18 protein-coding genes are annotated in these 12,548 nt (G+C 56.2%); 4 read left to right on the forward strand and 14 right to left on the reverse strand.

Annotation, left to right across the window (positions count from 1 at the left end; translation table 11 throughout):
- Window positions 1-17: 17 nt before the first annotated feature.
- Window positions 18-593: a hypothetical protein gene (locus tag H597_RS33245; protein WP_051293706.1), complete on the reverse strand. Its 576-nt coding sequence runs from the start codon at window positions 591-593 to the stop codon at window positions 18-20.
- Window positions 594-689: 96 nt separating this feature from the next.
- Between H597_RS33245 and H597_RS0111335 the strand changes: the two genes are divergently transcribed.
- Window positions 690-854: a hypothetical protein gene (locus H597_RS0111335; RefSeq protein WP_154668055.1), complete on the forward strand. Its 165-nt coding sequence runs from the start codon at window positions 690-692 to the stop codon at window positions 852-854.
- A gap of 10 nt (window positions 855-864) precedes the next feature.
- On the opposite strand, the gene H597_RS0111340 is transcribed toward H597_RS0111335, so the two are convergent.
- The 4 genes from H597_RS0111340 to H597_RS0111355 are packed head-to-tail and all read right to left on the reverse strand — an operon-like array spanning window position 865 to window position 2,786.
- Entirely contained in the window at window positions 865-1,146 is a 282-nt protein-coding gene (locus H597_RS0111340; RefSeq protein ID WP_028102247.1) for a hypothetical protein, read from the reverse strand.
- Window positions 1,147-1,186: 40 nt separating this feature from the next.
- Window positions 1,187-1,762, reverse strand: coding sequence for an LURP-one-related family protein (locus H597_RS0111345; protein WP_028102248.1), 576 nt, complete (start codon window positions 1,760-1,762; stop codon window positions 1,187-1,189).
- Window positions 1,763-2,227 carry a GNAT family N-acetyltransferase gene (locus H597_RS0111350; RefSeq protein ID WP_028102249.1) on the reverse strand — a complete coding sequence of 155 codons (465 nt, stop codon included), beginning with the start codon at window positions 2,225-2,227 and terminating at the stop codon, window positions 1,763-1,765.
- Window positions 2,228-2,231: 4 nt separating this feature from the next.
- Entirely contained in the window at window positions 2,232-2,786 is a 555-nt protein-coding gene (locus H597_RS0111355; protein WP_028102250.1) for a dihydrofolate reductase family protein, read from the reverse strand.
- A 303-nt stretch (window positions 2,787-3,089) separates the two neighbouring features.
- On the opposite strand from H597_RS0111355, the gene H597_RS34075 reads away from it, so the two are divergent.
- Window positions 3,090-3,614, forward strand: coding sequence for a glycine zipper 2TM domain-containing protein (locus tag H597_RS34075; RefSeq protein WP_035373914.1), 525 nt, complete (start codon window positions 3,090-3,092; stop codon window positions 3,612-3,614).
- Between the two features lie 465 nt (window positions 3,615-4,079).
- On the opposite strand, the gene H597_RS0111365 is transcribed toward H597_RS34075, so the two are convergent.
- Window positions 4,080-5,012 carry a LysR family transcriptional regulator gene (locus H597_RS0111365; RefSeq protein WP_229632149.1) on the reverse strand — a complete coding sequence of 311 codons (933 nt, stop codon included), beginning with the start codon at window positions 5,010-5,012 and terminating at the stop codon, window positions 4,080-4,082.
- Window positions 5,013-5,122: 110 nt separating this feature from the next.
- Between H597_RS0111365 and H597_RS0111370 the strand changes: the two genes are divergently transcribed.
- Entirely contained in the window at window positions 5,123-5,977 is an 855-nt protein-coding gene (locus H597_RS0111370) for an SDR family oxidoreductase (RefSeq protein WP_028102252.1), read from the forward strand.
- Between the two features lie 439 nt (window positions 5,978-6,416).
- On the opposite strand, the gene H597_RS0111380 is transcribed toward H597_RS0111370, so the two are convergent.
- The 4 genes from H597_RS0111380 to H597_RS34780 form a co-directional block, all read right to left on the reverse strand.
- Window positions 6,417-6,770, reverse strand: coding sequence for a hypothetical protein (locus H597_RS0111380; RefSeq protein ID WP_028102253.1), 354 nt, complete (start codon window positions 6,768-6,770; stop codon window positions 6,417-6,419).
- A 365-nt stretch (window positions 6,771-7,135) separates the two neighbouring features.
- The gene (locus H597_RS0111390; protein ID WP_154668056.1) at window positions 7,136-7,552 is read right to left on the reverse strand and encodes a DUF7674 family protein; all 417 of its coding nucleotides are present in this window, start codon (window positions 7,550-7,552) and stop codon (window positions 7,136-7,138) included.
- Window positions 7,553-7,732: 180 nt separating this feature from the next.
- Window positions 7,733-8,973, reverse strand: a protein-coding gene (locus H597_RS0111395; protein ID WP_229632150.1) for an IS3 family transposase whose coding sequence is annotated in 2 segments (ribosomal slippage) — window positions 7,733-8,688 and window positions 8,688-8,973 — 1,242 coding nt in all. Because the reading frame shifts where the segments join, the coding sequence is not laid out codon by codon here.
- A gap of 162 nt (window positions 8,974-9,135) precedes the next feature.
- Entirely contained in the window at window positions 9,136-9,426 is a 291-nt protein-coding gene (locus H597_RS34780; protein WP_154668057.1) for a hypothetical protein, read from the reverse strand.
- A 182-nt stretch (window positions 9,427-9,608) separates the two neighbouring features.
- On the opposite strand from H597_RS34780, the gene H597_RS0111410 reads away from it, so the two are divergent.
- On the forward strand, window positions 9,609-9,842 hold the full coding sequence (locus H597_RS0111410; protein WP_028102259.1) for a hypothetical protein: 234 nt from the start codon (window positions 9,609-9,611) through the stop codon (window positions 9,840-9,842).
- A gap of 246 nt (window positions 9,843-10,088) precedes the next feature.
- Here the strand turns inward: H597_RS0111410 and H597_RS0111415 are convergent, their stop codons facing one another.
- The 4 genes from H597_RS0111415 to H597_RS34785 all read right to left on the reverse strand — a co-directional run bounded on the left by H597_RS0111415 (window position 10,089) and on the right by H597_RS34785 (window position 12,527).
- Window positions 10,089-10,463: a DUF7674 family protein gene (locus H597_RS0111415; RefSeq protein ID WP_028102260.1), complete on the reverse strand. Its 375-nt coding sequence runs from the start codon at window positions 10,461-10,463 to the stop codon at window positions 10,089-10,091.
- 150 nt (window positions 10,464-10,613) lie between these two features.
- Window positions 10,614-11,096 (reverse strand): hypothetical protein, encoded by a 483-nt coding sequence (locus H597_RS0111425; RefSeq protein WP_028102262.1) that lies wholly within the window; start codon window positions 11,094-11,096, stop codon window positions 10,614-10,616.
- Window positions 11,097-11,526: 430 nt separating this feature from the next.
- A complete protein-coding gene (locus H597_RS30585) occupies window positions 11,527-12,105 on the reverse strand; it encodes a hypothetical protein (protein ID WP_051293708.1) in 579 nt (192 codons plus the stop codon).
- 128 nt (window positions 12,106-12,233) lie between these two features.
- Window positions 12,234-12,527 carry a hypothetical protein gene (locus H597_RS34785; RefSeq protein WP_154668058.1) on the reverse strand — a complete coding sequence of 98 codons (294 nt, stop codon included), beginning with the start codon at window positions 12,525-12,527 and terminating at the stop codon, window positions 12,234-12,236.
- Window positions 12,528-12,548 lie beyond the last annotated feature (21 nt).

The raw sequence follows: 12,548 nt of genomic DNA on the forward strand, positions 1-12,548 counted from the left end.
GGCCATGATTGTACCCGTTATCGCTGCGCGCTCCGTGCCGGCAACAGCCCGGAAATCGCGCTGGCCCAGAGAATCAGGCCGGTGCCCAGGCAGCCGACCGGGTCAGCCGCGCCGCCCTTGGCCAGCAGGGGATAAGCGAGCGCCAGCAGCATCAGCGCCACGCCAACCACGTAATGGCGCGGCGCCCTGAACACCGGCGCCAGCGGGATGAAGTGCAGCCCCACCACGAAGATAAATGCCGGGATGAACCACTCCGGATGGCCGATGTTATTGGCCACATTCAGCGCCAGGAAAATCGCTATGCCCTGGCCGGCGTTGACCCAATTGAACACTTTGGCCGCACGCTTGCTCTCCTCGGAACCGGATTCCGCCGCGTGAGCCTCCTGGTTGCGCTTGAACTGCATGATCGCCGCCAGCAGCATGCCAAGTCCAAGCAGCGCGATGGCGCCCCAGACGACAGGCACCCGTCCCATGGTTTTCTGGGACCAGACGATCAGCCAGCCCGCGCCGAACACGGAGAAAATCAGGGAACCGATGGCGGCGCTGGCGCGCGATGCCGATTGAACTGCCACGTTACGGGTTGCTCCAGCCATCGCCTTGCCTTGAAATAGTGAAAAGCCAATACTAATTGAAAAGTTATTTATTTTGCAAACCGAACGTGTGCAATGGCACTTGCGGATGTTATTCTTTTGGCAAAATGCCGCCTGAGTTTCAGGAGTGCCTCGTGTGACGGCTGCTCGCGCACGCTGCGCCTGGCCGGCGCGCCAAAAGTGGAGACCGTCGAGAAGTCCGGGCACTACCTGCAGAAGGACGTGCCGGACGAAGTGGCGAATGCCATCGACAGCCTGCGTTAGCAGGCCTGGCTTACTTGGTGTTTGAAGCCGCCGCACTGGCGGTGTCGCTGGTCTTTTTCTGCACGCTGCCCGCCACCTTTTCCGCACGCTCATAACGGGCTTGCGCATCCTGCTGCGGGCTGCTTTTCACGCCGGTGGCGGTACGCGCCGAACTGGCCGCCCGCATCTTGATGGAAGACGACGCCTTTTGCTGATTGGACTGCTCCTGCGTGGTGTTCGGCTTATCCTGCCCGATCGCCGCGCCCGCAACGCATGCGGCGAGCGACAGCAACAACAGCTTTTGCATCTTCATGGGTCGTCTCCTATCTGGAATAGCCTGTGACGCGGAAAGCTTATCTCTCTTTGTAGACAATGTCGATGGCCAGGCCGGCCGCCAGCAGCAGGCCGGCATTAGCCTTGAAGTCTTCGGCAATCGAGATCATGTAGTTGTCGGCGGTGGTGAACAGTTCCTTGCCGATGCCCGCCCATTTCTTACTGACGGAGCCCTTTTCATTGCCGCTGGCGTCGATGAACTTGAAGTTCCAGCCTTTCCAGTCGCCCTTCACTTCCGCGATCAACTGGTCGCGCATATCGTAGACGAAGAAGCCGCCGCCCAGGCTGAACAGCTTGGACTTGAAGTAGCCGATCGCCTGGCCGGAGCCGTCCAGGATTTCGATGCGGGAACGCAGCAAGGTGATGCCGCGCTTCATCGTCAGCAGCGCAGGCCCGTTGGCTTTGTCTGAAATTTCCACTTTGGTCGGCAGGACGCGTTTGTCGATCACCAGGCGCAGGGCCTGCACCAGGAAGCTCAGTTTTTCCTGCGCCACGCCCAGTTGCTGCTGCGTTTCCGGATCGATGATATCGTAGGCATCCGTCAGTTTAAGCAAGCCGACGTGTTCTTTGACGAAGTAATTAGTCCTGTCCAGCATTTATTTCCCCAGTAGAGAGTTAGAGTTATGTAATACATGTGCCGACGCGGCAAACTGCTCGTTGCCCGCCAGCTTGCCGCTGATCGTGTCGATGATCTTGAAACCGGCACTTTGATACAAGGCCAGCGCCGCGGCATTCCCGACCAGCACGTCGAGCGACAAAGGCTTGCCGGATTCGCGTAATACCGCATCAAGCAGCGCGCGGCCTATTCCCTGCCGGTAGCGGGCAGGGTCGACATACATCCAGGTGACTTCGTCGTCGGTGAAGCCGGCAAAGCCTGCCACGACGCCATCGACCTCCGCCACCAGCAGCGTGGCATCGAACAGGCCCTCTTCCTCGCCGGTTTCTTCCAGCGTCAGGAAGGCATCGGCCAGGCCGCTGGCCTCGAGTTCGAACTTGCGCGCAGCATCATGCACCTGGCAGATCCGCTGCCAATCGGATGTCTGGTAAGGACGGATCAGCATGGGTTCAGCGTCCCGGAACCAGATAGCGCAATTCCGCCATGCCGCTGCCGATCTGCCGTGCCGATTGCAGCAGCAGCGGCGGGTTCGTCAGCCGGCGCGGGAACAGCGGTTTGCCACGTCCCAGCGTCACTGAGCCAACCTGCACGATCAACTCGTCCAGCAGGCCGGCATCATGGAATTGCCCGGCCAGGTCGCCGCCGCCCACGATCCAGATATTCTTCCCGTCCGCGGCAGCGCGCATGGCGGCATGCACATCGCGCACGTCGCCCTGCACGAAGCGCAGGTCTGCACCGGGAATCGCCGGCAAGGTACGCGACGAAAACACCCACGTCGGCTGCGAATAAGGCCAGGGCGATCCCACTTCCGCCGCCACCGTTTCCGCATTGCGCCACATCCACTGGTAGGTGGAGGAGCCCATTGCAATGGCGCCGATCTGGGCGATGAATTCTGGATAACTGCTGTCATTGACGTCGCCGAGCGGGAACAACCAGTCGAGCGAATCGTCTTCCGTCGCGATAAAGCCGTCCAGGCTCGTCGCGGTAAAGAATTGGGTCTTCATATTTCAAGGCTGCCGCCTGTGCGGCGGTAATGAGGTGCAATATTGTACCGTCAGGCGCCTGTTCGAATTCTCTCGAAATATTACGCAGTGCCAGCGGGCTGCACACACGCGACCACCTTGCCAAGAACAGCACGCACCAGAATAAAGGGATAGCCAAATGACAAGCCCTTCCCTCAATTTCAAGCTACCGCGCCGCCCGTAACATTTCCTTACTGACGAAACAATTTCTGCGTCACCGTGTTTTCCTTCCAAGCCGTTTTATGAGCATGCGCCACTGATGGCGAATCTTCTGTGAGGACAAAAATGGAAAACAGCGCACGCACCCCAATTCATCCAATGATGGTCATCGCGGCCGCTTCGGTGGCGCTTGTAAGTCTGGTTGGAGCAGCTTCAATCGCAGGCCTTCTGCCGAATTCGCATGCGTCCACGATGTCCAACGATGCCGCCGCGCCGGTGGCTGCGGTTACGACGCCCGCTGCGGTTGTGGCGCCAATGCCTGCGCAAGAAGCCCCCCGCGTAGTCGAGCATAAGTCTGTTTCACATCGCACCAGCATGCCAGCTTCGCGTGTCGTGCCATCTGAATCGCAGGCACCAATGTCGGCCGCAGTTTCCCAACCTGCGACGGTGCCAGCGCAAGCACCGGCACCAGCGCAAGCACCACAGAACAGTGCACTTGGCATCGGCATTGGAGCCGTGGTGGGTGGCCTGATTGGCAATCAGGTAGGCGGCGGCAATGGCCGTAAGGTCGCCACCATCGTCGGTGCTATCGGCGGCGGCTACGTTGGCAACGAAATCGCCAAACACAATCAGCAGCAACCGCAGCAGTGAGGACCGAGGTGCACAAGGCAGCGAAGGCCGCTGATCGAAGTTAGCGAGAGCAATCGCGAATTTCGAATTCAACGCCTAAGCAATCGCGAAGCGAGCGGAGAAACTCCGCCGCTTCAACGTGAAAATGTGCACACAGGGTAATGCGTCAGTTGATGGACTTGGCCGTCAAGGTCATTGCACCTTGAACGGCATGGATTTTGACGGCACGGCACTTGACCCGATCAAGAAGGCGACCGGCCTCGCCCCCGCAGCGGTGACCGGATACGGCGTCTCTGGCAGAAGCTTGAACTGCGCTGCAAGTAGCGTCTGCCGGTGGCCAATGTGCTGGAGTAGTACTTTTCGCCGATGCAGCCCAAGCAAGTGCGGGTAACAGACATCAATTACGTGCCCACGGGTGAAGATCGGCTGTATCTGGCCGGTAGCGAAGAAGTAGGTCTTCGCAGGCTCGGTTGCCAGTCGGGTTACCTATGCTCGGGATGGCGGGCGCCGCTGAGTGGTTGCGATGTACTCGCGCAGGAAGTCGATGAAATGGCGCACTTTCGCTGGGACGTGCCGTGTTTGGGGATATACCGCGTGGATTCCCTGGCGCGGCATGTCATAGTCCGGCAGAAGACGTACTAGCCTCTGATCCCGCAAGTCGTCTTGCACGATCCATTCCGGCAGCACGGCAATACCTGCGCTGGCCAGCGTAAAGTGCCGCTTGGCTTCTGCGCTGTCGGCTTGAATGGCGCCCCTGAAGGGTACTGCAAAAGGTGTCGCGGCTCCGTCGCGCCTGGTCATCCGGATTCTCTGATCGAATCCCGAGAGCACGATCCAACGCAAGCGTTCGAGGTCTTGAGGTGATTTGGGGACGCCATTGTCACGTACATAGTCGGGTGACGCCACTAAAACAATGTCGAACGACCCTAGTGTCGTGGCATGGTAGCCGGAATCCTCCAGCCGCCCGAGACGGATCGCAAGATCGAAGCGCTCCGCAACCAAATTCGCCAACCCTGTCGACCCGGAAAAATCGACCGCAAGATCCACGTGCTGCTTGGCAAAAGCAGCAAGCGCCGGAATTACCGCATGTATTCCAAACTCAAGCGTTGAAGTAACGCGCAGCTCGCCGCTCAGCTTGGTTTGACCAGAGCGTGCAGCGTCGATGGCGCGCTGCGCGTCGCCAAGCAGCTTAACGCAATCATTGTAGAAGCGCTCCCCGACATCGGTAAGTGCTAGTGCGCGCGTCGTCCGTGTGAGGAGGCTGCAGCCGAGTTCCAACTCCAATTGTTTTAAGTGCGTGCTGAGCATCGCCTTCGTCAGTCCCATGTTATGCGCAGCGCGGGTTAGGGAGCCAGCATCAACGATGCTGACGAAGGCATGCATGCGATTCAAGTTAATTTCCACGACCAGGCTTTCCACTTCGAAGATATTGTCAATATTAACTGAACAATCAATTACTGCCGAGCACGTTTTTCGCTGATGTGGTTCTTGCTACCATCCGACCACATTCACTTTCGGAAGGAATCGATATGATCGGTATTACTGGAGCAAACGGACAACTGGGGCAGTTGGTGATTCGAGGCTTGCTGAGCGCCGTCCCGGCATCACAAATCGTTGGCCTGGTCCGTCGCCCCGCAGAGGCGCAGGCCTTACATGCAATGGGAGTAGAAGTGCGTATGGGCGACTATGATCGCCCCGACACTCTGAAGGCTGCCTTACGCGGCGTGGACAAGCTCCTGCTGATCTCCGCCGTCCAACCCGGGGAGCGGTTGCGGCAGCATAGGGCCGTGATCGATGCGGCCAAGCAGTCGGGCGTGACATCGATCGCGTACACAAGCATGCTGCGTGCCGATACGTCCAGCATGATTCTCGCTCGCGAGCATCGGGAAACCGAAGCCTACCTGAAGCAGTCTGGTCTCGAATACGTCATCCTGCGCAACGGCTGGTACCTGGAAAATCATACTGGTTTGGTCGGGGCGGCAATCGCCAATGGCGCTGTCATCGGTAGTGCGGGGGAAGGTCGTTTCGCCTCCGCTACTCGTGCAGACTACGCGGCGGCGGCAGTCAAGGTCTTAAGCAGTGCTGGTCATGCCAACCAGACCTACGAACTGGCAGGCGACCGAGCCTTTTCGATGACCGAATTCGCCGCCGAAATCTCGGCCCAAACGGCAAAACACATCGGATACACCGATCTGCCGCCTCAAGACTATGCCGCAACGCTATCGACCTTTGGCTTGCCGCCCATGATCATAGAAGTGGTGATTGACGCGGATCTCAAGGCGCAAGCGGGCGAGTTGGACAGCACGTCAAGCACCCTGTCGGAACTCATCGGTAGGAAAACCACTACGCTCGGCGAGGCAATTGGGGCAGCTCTGCGACCATAATTTTTTGAACGTCTTACCAGAACGCGCTTCGCGAAGCAGCCAACTGAATGTTGGCTTCATCGCGACGCCGCTCGGTATGTCGCTCAACAAACTGCGGCAAGAGCAGAACGCGTTCCTTGTGCCTGCTTCCTTGGATGGGCCGCAAGATGCCGAGCGGTGGGTGCATCGCCGCTGGAGCATGTTCTTCGAGCGCAACCTGAACGAATGGTACACGCTGGAATCGTGGCGGCCCCAGAAGCGCACGCTGAAGATGTTTAAGGAATGGTTCGGCGTCCAGTACCACTCGATGGCGTGGGACATGGCGGCAGGCGAGCCTATTGAATTACGAAGACTCGGACTCGCCAGAGGATGGCCTGGAACTGATCAGAGAGCGATCTGCGAGCGCTCTGGAGAAAATCCGAGTCGAGCGAGATTACGAGTTCTTTCATCAGATTCAAGTTCACCATGTAGTTCCACAGCACAATGCTCTTATGCCGTACCAAAAAATATAGTGGGAAACGCAGACAGCAATAATCACAATGATGAGAGTCCAGGGATCCCGCTTCCAGGCGCGTTCTACCGCGCCACGCATTTTACGAAGCCTGATCAACATGCTGCCTCCAGCGAGTAGCCCCGGCAAGAAACCAGCAAGTAGAGTCTCAAGCATAAAATCGGACATGCCCCATACCTCATCGAAATAGTATTGGCCAATCATGTAGCCGTATGACAGATAATTCCAGATTCCCGATAGCACCCAGGTGGCGCACATCGCACCGATGTAGTGGATCGTTGCCAAACGATGGAATGTCATCATCAAACGCACCTCGATTCAATCACGATGTTCGGGTAGTCAAGCTTCTGGGACACTTGCCGCTGCTGGAGCGCTTTGTAGGTAGAACTGCCGATCAGTCCTCGTGAGGCGAAAATCCCGGTAAAGTCGGATTGACACTCCCCGGCATGGCCTATCGAAAATAGCGCAATTTCGGCGGCATGCGTGCCTGCGGGAAGGATGAGATTCGTCATCGATTCGTTGTTCTCAATAGTGCTGCATCGACATGAACATCCGTCGGGTGAAGGTATCCGACTCAAGCAAATTTGCGAGGACCGAATTCCTTGGCCCAACGTGCATGATCAGCCGCGCCGTAAGGCGTCCGCTGGATTGTTCCCCTGAACTTGCGTTTAGTTTCGATGCATCCATTCGCGGGCGCCCCAGGTTTTCTCGTACAAAGCGCGAACTTCTTTCGCGATGTTCGGCCAGCCAGCGGTTTTGTCCTCTGCACCAAGATTCCACATCAAGTTTTCTGCATAAGCAACGTCAACAAGTTTGCGCACTGCGTCGGAGCCCTTCCGATACTCCGCAGCCAGGAACTTCGTGTGTTCAATCACCATATTCCAGTCTGCCAAGCGAACCGCGTCACTTGTTCGGTCGGCGAAAGCTTCAATCCAGACGTATGGCACCTCGTTCAGGTCATCCCAACCACGCTCTCGCAACCAAGCATCTGTGCGATCTGCTTCGCCAGGGAACCGATTCCGAATTCGGATGACGACATCCTTTTCATCTAAATATTCAATGCTCATTTCCGTCATCGCGACCATCGTTTTCTGCAATAGTAACCAATTCCAAATAGCCCTTTCAAATCAACCTTGGGTGAGTGAACTCTTCGATCTGACGCAGCTCGTATAAGTAACGGTCCCAGAACGAATTCCACTTTTTAGCTTTCTTCGGAGACGGGATTGTAAAGTGGACCCATCAGTCAAGACACTTTGCTGCGTAATTTAAGCTGTATCCATTTCCTCAGCTGCTCGGCGCTGGCCCGCATTACTTTTCTTCTGTTCCTCGTCCGAGTCACCAAACCGATCAACGATCAGCGCACCACCACCAACGCCAGCGCTGTAGACGGAGGCTGGCGTTTGATAGCCCAGTGCCTGGTGCGGCCGCTCAGCGTTGTAGAACGCAAAATACTGCGTCAGCCCCAACGTCAATTCGGCCATATTGGCATAGCCCTTCAGGTAGACATCTTCGTACTTCACGTTCCGCCACAGCAGCTCGACGAATATATTGTCCAGCGCCCGCCCGCGACCGTCCATGCTGATGCTCACTGCTTCACGCTTGAGCACGTCGGTAAACGCCTTGCTGGTGAACTGCGATCCCTGGTCGCTGTTAAACACCTCAGGCGTTCCGTGGTGGCGCAAAGCGTCCTCCAGGCAATCCACGCAGAACGACGCGTCCATGCTGTTGCTGATACGCCAGGACAGCACTTTGCGGCTATACCAGTCGATGATGGCCACCAGATAAGCGAAGCCGCGCGCCAGTCGGATATATGTGATATCCGTGCTCCACACTTGGTTCGGTCGCGTCACCGCCACGCCTCGTAGCAGGTAAGGATAGACCTTGTGCTCCGGATTCGGTTTGCTCGTCGCCGGGCCCGGCGCCATGCCCGCCAAGCCCATTTCGCGCATCAGGCGCTGCACGCGCTTGCGGTTGACGCAGTGGCCTCGACCACGCAGAAATACCACCATGCGCCGGCTGCCATAAAACGGCCGATTTGTATATTCCTCGTCGATCAAGCCGCGCAGCTGCAAGTCCTCTTCGTCCAAACACTGCTGTCGGGCTGCCGCTTCCAGGCGCCGGTAGATCCAGGAGCGCGGCACGCTTGCCAGCTCGCATTGCATGGCCAACGGCATTTCAGCGCCTTGCTCGATCCATTGCGAGCGCTCGGCCGGGCTCATTCCCCTAGCTTTTTTTTAAGCCAATCTACCTGCATCTTCAGCTTGCCGATCTCGCTGTACAGCTTGTCCTCTGGGCTGCTTTCGTCCACCGGCTTCGGGCCGCGTTTGACGTCGAATAGCGCTCCCGCGTTCTCCAGAATTTCCTTCTTCCACTGGCCGACCAGCACCGGATGCACGCCGAACTCCTGCGCGATCTCCGTCACCGTCTTCACCCCGCGTACCGCTTCCAGGCCGACCTTGGCCTTGAATTCCGCCGTGTGCACCCTGCGTTTCTTACCTTCACTCATTTGCTATCATCCTTTCGCGGACGACAGCTTAAACCACTGTCCCAAACTCGGGGTCCACTATAATATGACCTCGTGGCTTACCGCTTATCGCCTTTGAATGGCATCAATGCCTTCAACCAAGGTCACAACGGAACTTCCGCAGGGCTGCTTCAGCCTGGTTGGCTAGCGCTGATCGAGGTTAGGATGAATCGTCCACGATGCGATGAAGTGAACTCCAGTTATGGTTTCGCCTGTCGACCGAAGCGTATAGGTGGAATCTGGATCAGCGACATCCAGTTCACCATCAAACGGGATCGAAAACTCCCCATTACCATCCGCTCGCTCAAAATAAAGTGAATGCGCAGCCAGCCGCGAGATGATTCCGTGAAGCTGAATTTGTTTCGCCACGCCTCCCGAAGCATCAAGGTAAGTAAGCCCAACCAAGATTCGCTTTCCAAAAATTGTGTCGTTCATATTGCTATCGTAGACGTTCGTTGGCGGCCGTAAGCCGTGCGACGGAGTGAGGAGAGAGGCAGATGGCCACTAGCAGGCTGCTGAAATACTGATTTGCGTCATCTTCTGTCGGATTGCCGACCTCGTAAAACGAGCTACAAGCGATTTTTTCGACATGTTCAAGGGTAAAGGCACCCTGACTCATGTCCAAACTGGGTGTGTTTCGGAGGTATTTCAGCAGCCTGCTAGCAGTCATGACTTCCCCCACATTCAGAGTCAAGATTGCCACCGCCGGAATCAAGGTCAATGCTTATGTGGGGATAAAAGCTGGGGTCGTTTTCTTTAGCTCTTTTTCGTTGAGCTTCTTCATTGGCCAGTATGGCTTCTTCGCGTTCTTTAGCCAAGATGGCCCTAAGTTCTTCGCCCGAGAGAACTAAGCCCGTCGGCAATTGCAAACCACAATTTTCGCACTTGGGATAGCGGTTTGTGAACACTGTAAAGCCACAATTTGGGCACCGTGGAGTTGTTGCTGAATCTGGCATCATGAATTCTTGGTCTTAAGTTTTTATCGTCATCTGGAGCTGATGGCTAGAGCGCATATTTATCATCCCTAAATATTTTGCAACCACCGCGCTACCTGCGGCATTCGGCGTACAGAAAATCCATTCCGCTTTAATGACAGCCTAGGGTTCCCGGTGGTGGAAGCCAAGGTATAGCTCGCGGATGGCAGGTGGCAATTGTGGCCAGTAAGCGGCGCACTTGGCGCTGGACACTTGCCAGAAGAGGTTCTCGACAAAGGCTACATCGATGCATCGATAAACTTCTTCGCTGGCGTTTTGGAGAACATGGCCGAAGTAAACGAAGAGCGGTTCATATACCTTGAATTCGACTTGTCGATTCATCTCTGCGTTAAGTGCGTTAGCCAAGCTCTCGAACCACGAATATGCGAACTCAGAATCGATTTCCCCCCATTGGCGAACATGAATCGTGTCCGCCTTTTTACGAATGGCCGGGAATTTCGATCTCACCGCGTTGTATAGGTCGAGGACGGTTTTCAACGAGCAGAACCCTTGCGTGTCTGATCAGCGGCACGTTCAGGCATCCGCTGTAAAAAGAGCAGACCCTGGAGCTTAGCCGGGGCTCCCTGAAGCTTCCTTTCCAGAGCCCCGCTCTTACGCTTGGTCAAGGTAACACGCTGATCGAGCATGTCAGTTGGCTGGGTGGCAATAGCGTGCATGCCAGGCTTTCATAACTTCAAGGAGCTCTTTAGTCGAGACTCTGAACTGATTTTGAACCGCTCCCTCTACCCCGGAAAGCGCCGATGCCACTGCGCGTCCGGCTTTGAAGCGCGAGTACGTGGCAACGTAGTTGAATCCGACCATTTGGTTGCCGTGAACGGAGACAAGCTGGAGGTCTCTGATGTCGCACCAAGCGGTCTTGTGCCGTCGGCCAAGACTACAGATCTCAAATCCGGCGTGATCCAGTTTGAGATAGGTGAGTCCCGGCAGAAGCATAGCCAGGGATACCGGGACACCTAGGCCAAAGAAGCACATGACGAACCAGCCCATCATGGGCTGATCACGTCGCATGAAGAAGCCGATAGCAACGAAGGCGCAGCTAATTGCGAGGAGCAATATCCCCTTCTTTGGGCTCGGGCCAAAGAAGATTTCGGAGTTTTCAAGATGAGTCATCTAGCGTTAAAGGTAATGATCAGAACGCTTCGCTAGCCGCAAGCGTTGAAATTCACGTGTCAGATACCAGCCAACTCTCGGGCAAGCGATCATCAGCTATTAGCTCCCTGACGGCTAGGGTAATGGTTGCGCGGTCTAGAGTTTCGACCAGCAAGTCCGGTGGTAATAGCCATTGCGCCCGAGTATCCGAAGCCGCGCCCGTCATGGTCCTGCTGCGCGCCTGTTCAAGGAAAGTAAATGTCCACACGTTCGCCGCATACATCACTGAATCCAAGCAAATATGGATATTGCAAAAGTCGCACGCTGGGTCGTCCTGCGGACCCGGGAAGGCTCCGGCGTACTCCTCGAACTCGAGCCAAAGCGAAAATTTTTCCACTGGGACCTATTCTAATGATAAGCGGCGTCCTAAGACTCCGGGTTGAATGCAATCCTAGTCACCATGCAGCGTGGCGAACTTTGTTGCCCAGTTTCCGGGCGCGGCGCTGACAAGCTGACGCAGTGCACCGTGAAGTTCGTTGGCGACAGCGCCAAGACTTTGATTTGACTGCGGTGTTTCCTGGCCCGTCAGTTGAGCAATGAATGTCTCAATATCGTCGATACTTGGCTCAGCCCAGCCCCCCGCAGCACTCAGCAAATAAAGCAAATGATATTCAATATTCAGTCCGCTAACACTGTACCCATCTTGAGCGGCTTGTGCAATGAGGGCGGCAGTGGCAGCCAGCTGTGTACTGCTGAAGCTGCGATCTTCCAACTCGGAACATAACTCCGAATACGCGATACTTTCCTGGGCCAGGTCACGCCAATACGCCGCGTCGTGAGTGCCGTCGAGCTGCTCCATATAGTGGTGGGCGAATTGTGCCATTACATCAATGCTGTCGAGCAGGGGCGAAACCACCAAATCATTCGAATAGTCGAAACCAAAGAAATAGGTCTGCCCATCGAGCACTAGAGATTCGATGCCGCCAATGTGGCCGATGCGCTCAGCGATGGGTTCGTGCGAGGAATTCATGGGATGTTGCTCCGGTAGATGGATGGTGTGAATAGGCTAACGTGGCTGATCTGCGGCGCTGTCAGGCGCCGGTTGGAGCTTCGACGCTTGAATGGCGGCCTTTCGCAAAAGCGAGCTTGTGCATGCAATTAGTCACTGCGTCGTACGCCAGACACGATAAGCCGGTACAAATACCAGACCGCCAGTCCCAGACTGAGCAAGCCAAATTCGAAGCGATCGTTTGAAAACAGTGCCGCAACGCCGAAGATGACAAACAGGGATGCATACGCGGCATTAAACGAAGGGTGCGGCCGGAACGAACTCGCAACATCGAGAATAATTCGCACCGGCAGGCCAACGAATACAACCATAGTAAGAAGTGGCGACATACTTTGCGCTTGGGCTAATGTGTGCGATATCTGGCGGCTGGAGCGCGCAGCCATGCGAAGTGGCGGAGATGACAG

This window comes from Pseudoduganella violaceinigra DSM 15887, from assembly GCF_000425385.1.
Lineage (GTDB): Bacteria > Pseudomonadota > Gammaproteobacteria > Burkholderiales > Burkholderiaceae_D > Rugamonas > Rugamonas violaceinigra.

Bases quoted from the DNA above. Each gene is read 5' to 3' on its own strand.
- H597_RS33245 (WP_051293706.1), bottom strand. From the start codon at position 593: ATGGCTGGAGCAACCCGTAACGTGGCAGTTCAATCGGCATCGCGCGCC.
- H597_RS0111340 (WP_028102247.1), bottom strand. From the start codon at position 1,146: ATGAAGATGCAAAAGCTGTTGTTGCTGTCGCTCGCCGCATGCGTTGCG.
- H597_RS0111345 (WP_028102248.1), bottom strand. From the start codon at position 1,762: ATGCTGGACAGGACTAATTACTTCGTCAAAGAACACGTCGGCTTGCTT.
- H597_RS0111350 (WP_028102249.1), bottom strand. From the start codon at position 2,227: ATGCTGATCCGTCCTTACCAGACATCCGATTGGCAGCGGATCTGCCAG.
- H597_RS0111355 (WP_028102250.1), bottom strand. From the start codon at position 2,786: ATGAAGACCCAATTCTTTACCGCGACGAGCCTGGACGGCTTTATCGCG.
- H597_RS34075 (WP_035373914.1), top strand. From the start codon at position 3,090: ATGGAAAACAGCGCACGCACCCCAATTCATCCAATGATGGTCATCGCG.
- H597_RS0111370 (WP_028102252.1), top strand. From the start codon at position 5,123: ATGATCGGTATTACTGGAGCAAACGGACAACTGGGGCAGTTGGTGATT.
- H597_RS0111380 (WP_028102253.1), bottom strand. From the start codon at position 6,770: ATGATGACATTCCATCGTTTGGCAACGATCCACTACATCGGTGCGATG.
- H597_RS0111390 (WP_154668056.1), bottom strand. From the start codon at position 7,552: ATGGTCGCGATGACGGAAATGAGCATTGAATATTTAGATGAAAAGGAT.
- H597_RS34780 (WP_154668057.1), bottom strand. From the start codon at position 9,426: ATGAACGACACAATTTTTGGAAAGCGAATCTTGGTTGGGCTTACTTAC.
- H597_RS0111410 (WP_028102259.1), top strand. From the start codon at position 9,609: ATGTCCAAACTGGGTGTGTTTCGGAGGTATTTCAGCAGCCTGCTAGCA.
- H597_RS0111425 (WP_028102262.1), bottom strand. From the start codon at position 11,096: ATGACTCATCTTGAAAACTCCGAAATCTTCTTTGGCCCGAGCCCAAAG.
- H597_RS30585 (WP_051293708.1), bottom strand. From the start codon at position 12,105: ATGAATTCCTCGCACGAACCCATCGCTGAGCGCATCGGCCACATTGGC.
- H597_RS34785 (WP_154668058.1), bottom strand. From the start codon at position 12,527: ATGGCTGCGCGCTCCAGCCGCCAGATATCGCACACATTAGCCCAAGCG.